Origin of the sequence: Methylobacterium sp. 190mf, from assembly GCF_900107945.1 — a bacterium.
Taxonomy (GTDB): Bacteria; Pseudomonadota; Alphaproteobacteria; order Rhizobiales; family Beijerinckiaceae; genus Methylobacterium.
Window position 1 is genome coordinate 1 of the sequence record NZ_FNVI01000070.1, and the last position, 3,551, is coordinate 3,551.

The 3,551-nt window shown below is 49.1% G+C and carries 2 protein-coding genes; both read left to right on the top strand.

Annotated elements, in window-relative coordinates; translation table 11 throughout:
• The first annotated feature begins 625 nt into the window (after window positions 1-625).
• On the top strand, window positions 626-2,035 hold the full coding sequence (locus tag C4T42_RS31205) for a WavE lipopolysaccharide synthesis family protein (protein ID WP_103986557.1): 1,410 nt from the start codon (window positions 626-628) through the stop codon (window positions 2,033-2,035).
• Between the two features lie 331 nt (window positions 2,036-2,366).
• Window positions 2,367-3,119 carry a glycosyltransferase gene (locus tag C4T42_RS31385; RefSeq protein ID WP_107491600.1) on the top strand — a complete coding sequence of 251 codons (753 nt, stop codon included), beginning with the start codon at window positions 2,367-2,369 and terminating at the stop codon, window positions 3,117-3,119.
• Window positions 3,120-3,551 lie beyond the last annotated feature (432 nt).

Consider the following 3,551-nt stretch of genomic DNA (forward strand, 5'->3'; position numbering starts at 1 on the left):
ACGCTCGTCGTCGACCTCGACCATCATCGTGCCATCGATCTTCTGCCCGACCGCAACTCGGCGACCTTCGAGGCTTGGCTAGCGTCGCACACCGACCCACACGAAATGACGAAGAGCCACTTTCTCGAGGCAAGTCTACACTAACGGTTATCGCGCGATGTGGGCGGCCGAGGGCGAGGCCGCCATCCGCACCGTTGTCGATACCGCGCGCATCACAGGCAGCACTCCCTTTGGCACCATCCTCAAAACCGTCGGCGCTTGAACCCTGCCATCATAGGCCTGGGTAATTACACTGTAACGCTAGGCTTTTCACGAAGCTTATTGCAATGCCCGTCTTTAACATTTAAGGAGAAAATATACAAAATCACCTGTGCGCTCCCCGATATGCCTGCTAACTATTGCAGTACATATTTTCTTAAATAACTACAGCAAAATGCAATACGACGGGCAAATTACCATCCCGACCTAATTCGTTCGACCGTGCGGCTCCATACAAAATTATTCCTACTGCGTTTTCCGAGAATTCTTCAATCCATGCCGCCCATGAATCTAGATCGCAGACGCAGCTTGTGCTACTTTCAAGGTTCGGTTCCTGATCTGCTGGGTGGAGCGACCGGAGCAACAAATGCAAAACGAAATGGATCAAATTAGCATTGTGGTGCAAGGCCCGCTGTTTACAGGAAACTTAGTAGAGTGCGCCAATTTTTTAGCCCATTGGAGATTCTTATTTCCAGTTGCGGAAATTATATTCTCGATTTCAAGCTCAGATTTAATCGACCTACATCGATTTAATAGTGTTGGCCATTTCAGCCTCAGCGATAGTCATACGAACAATTCAATTGCTCAATCCGCCGCCGATATCATCAGGCGCAGCTGCGACGCAATTTGCTTGGCTGAGGCCGCACTTCCCCTTCCGCCAATCAAAAGTACTATTAGCAGCCCTAATAATGTCAACCTGCAAATATCCGCAGCACAGGCTGGCCTAAAACTCGCCAAAAATAAATATTGCTTAAGAATTAGGAACGATATGTGCTTTCTCAACAAAAATTTTATTTCGCAGTATTCAGAAAAGAACCGCCACCCGAGACTTTCAACTGCTACACTTAAAGAAAGAGTATTAATATCTTGGATGTTCACAGTAAATCCATATACTGTTGTGCGTTTTCCATTGCATTTTAGCGACTGGCTGAATTTCGGCCTGACTTGTGATGTTGCTGAAATGTGGAATATCCCACAGATGAGTTTATCTAACAGCATATATTTTTCGTGCCATCAGCATGCGGCCAACTCTTTTGAAGCAGAGAAGACTTACTCCACCAGACTTGCCACGGAGCAGCATATTTACTACAACTACTTCTGCGGCAAAATTCCTGGCTTAAGCATCGAACATCTAAACGATTCCAGCAGTGCCGATGTCGCTATGGACGTCATGCTTGACAATTTTATAATATGCGATTTAAAGGAAGCAGGATTCTATTTTCCAAAGTACCGCGATGAGATGAAGGATCCGACGCAAGAGCTTGTGTGCATCACACCTTCAGATTTTAACAATTTGCTTGAATTTCGAGGTCGTGAATATAGATCGATTTTCGCGAAAAAAATTTCTTTGGCCGAGAGCTTACGTGGAGAACTGGCCTCGGATGGCTCGTCTCGAACGTACCCAGCGGAAACGCTTTGCACTGAAATAGGAGTACTCAAAGAAGGTACGATGTTTGTGGACTCGCAGCAGAGTGGAACTTTGCTGTTTGGCCCATACATAAGTCTTACGCGCGGCGAATATAGCGTTACTGCAAAAGTCGAGTCCATACCTTTGAGTGGGATTATGGAATTGATAGTGACTGCCGATTCTGGGGCTCGGACGCTCGCTGAGAAGAAAATCAATCTTGGTGGAGCCTGTGATAATGATTTTACTGCCATGTTTCGGGTGGTAGACGATAGAGTTGCCAATGTAGAGGCAGTGTGCCGTGTCTCTGCGGCCGAAGGCTTCGGTATTTCCTCCGTAACTTTTAGCCGTTGCTCTATAAGTGAAGTTTAGGTTTGCGAAGATGGAGGGATGCAGGACAGGCTTCCCGAAAACATTCGGGCTGACGATTGTGGAATACTGACGATTTCCAGTGTTGCATGAGCGGCCGTAGTAGGTAATATCAGCCTGTTTCCTGTCCGATATTTTTGCATTTCAAAATTAGCGGTCTGGAAAGATTTCTAATCGCGCCCATTCTGTCTGGTATTCGTGTCGGCTTCGACCATAATGGTATTTTGTGCGTACTGTCTTGAGACCCACGCTGTGTAGCCCGCAGCTTGGAGCGGCAAGGAGAAGATGCGAAGTTGGTATTTGTGCCGAGCTTCGACTTGGAGATTTGGCTTTCATGAGTTTTCTCAGACGTACAATCAAGACCCGACGTTCGATCAATATATCTCGATGCGTTAGTTTCCTTCTCCCGGACAGGATCCCCCGGAAAATTCATCAGCTCTGGATCCCACCGGCCCATCTCGACACGATTCCGCATGATGTACTGCCGCAGATCCAGGCATGGAAAAATTTTCACCCTGATTTCGAGCACCGTATCTGGACCATAAATGAAGTCGCCGCGGCATTACCGCCTCAGCGTGCAGAGCGGATGACGCGCGCGATTAGGCTCTTTAGATTCGAGGCGATGAAGGCTGATTTAGTTCGGCTATATCTTCTTTCGGAATTTGGAGGATTTTGGTCAGATTTGAAAGTTCGACCTCGGCGTCAATGGCTGCATGATTATCTTAGACATAAACTCGTCCTTATAGAGCACTTCAGTTTCGCCCAACTTCCTGATCCGACAGGTATTTTGACAAATAATTTAATCGGCGCCGCCAAAGGAAGCGATTTTATAGAGGAGTGCATTGAACGGGCGCACTATAACGTCGACAATCGTCTGTCAACATCGGTGTGGCACGTTGCTGGGACCAAGGTGCTGATGGATATTTACGCTGAACGCTCAGATCGGCGCCAGCGGTTACCTCAGAGCACTATCCTGAAATCGGATTACGTTTGGAGCGAACTTACGGAGCTTGGCAATGGCAGTTATAGTGCTGATAAGCTACATTGGTCGGTTCGCGAGAAAGAAGAATCGATTTACTTGGAATGACTCTTCCAGCTGTGATATGAGCCGAATATGCGGCTGATCTTGTCGGTGACAAAGATAAACAAGGTGTTGCGAGTCTCGTGAACGGAATCGAGATCTCCGTGTCGACGCTGTTGCCGCGCGACCCGAATCAGCGTGTACGTCACCGCCGCGCGCTCGCCGCCAAGCATCAACCGATCACACAGCCAAGCTTTCCAGCCCGGCGCGGTGCCGCGCTGCGCCCGGTTTCGCGGCTTGTTAGTCGGGCAGATCCTCCCGGCGTGGATGGAGCGCTCGAAGCACCGGCCAACTCTCGAGCAAGGAGTTCATCGTTTTGGCCGTGCCGACAGGGTGAATCGCGCCGGGTTTTCCGGAGGCCGTTTGGTTTGGCTCAGGCGGCCAAGGCTTGGACCTCGGCCTGGGCATAATAGCGTGCCTCCGCCTCGGCGGGAGGGA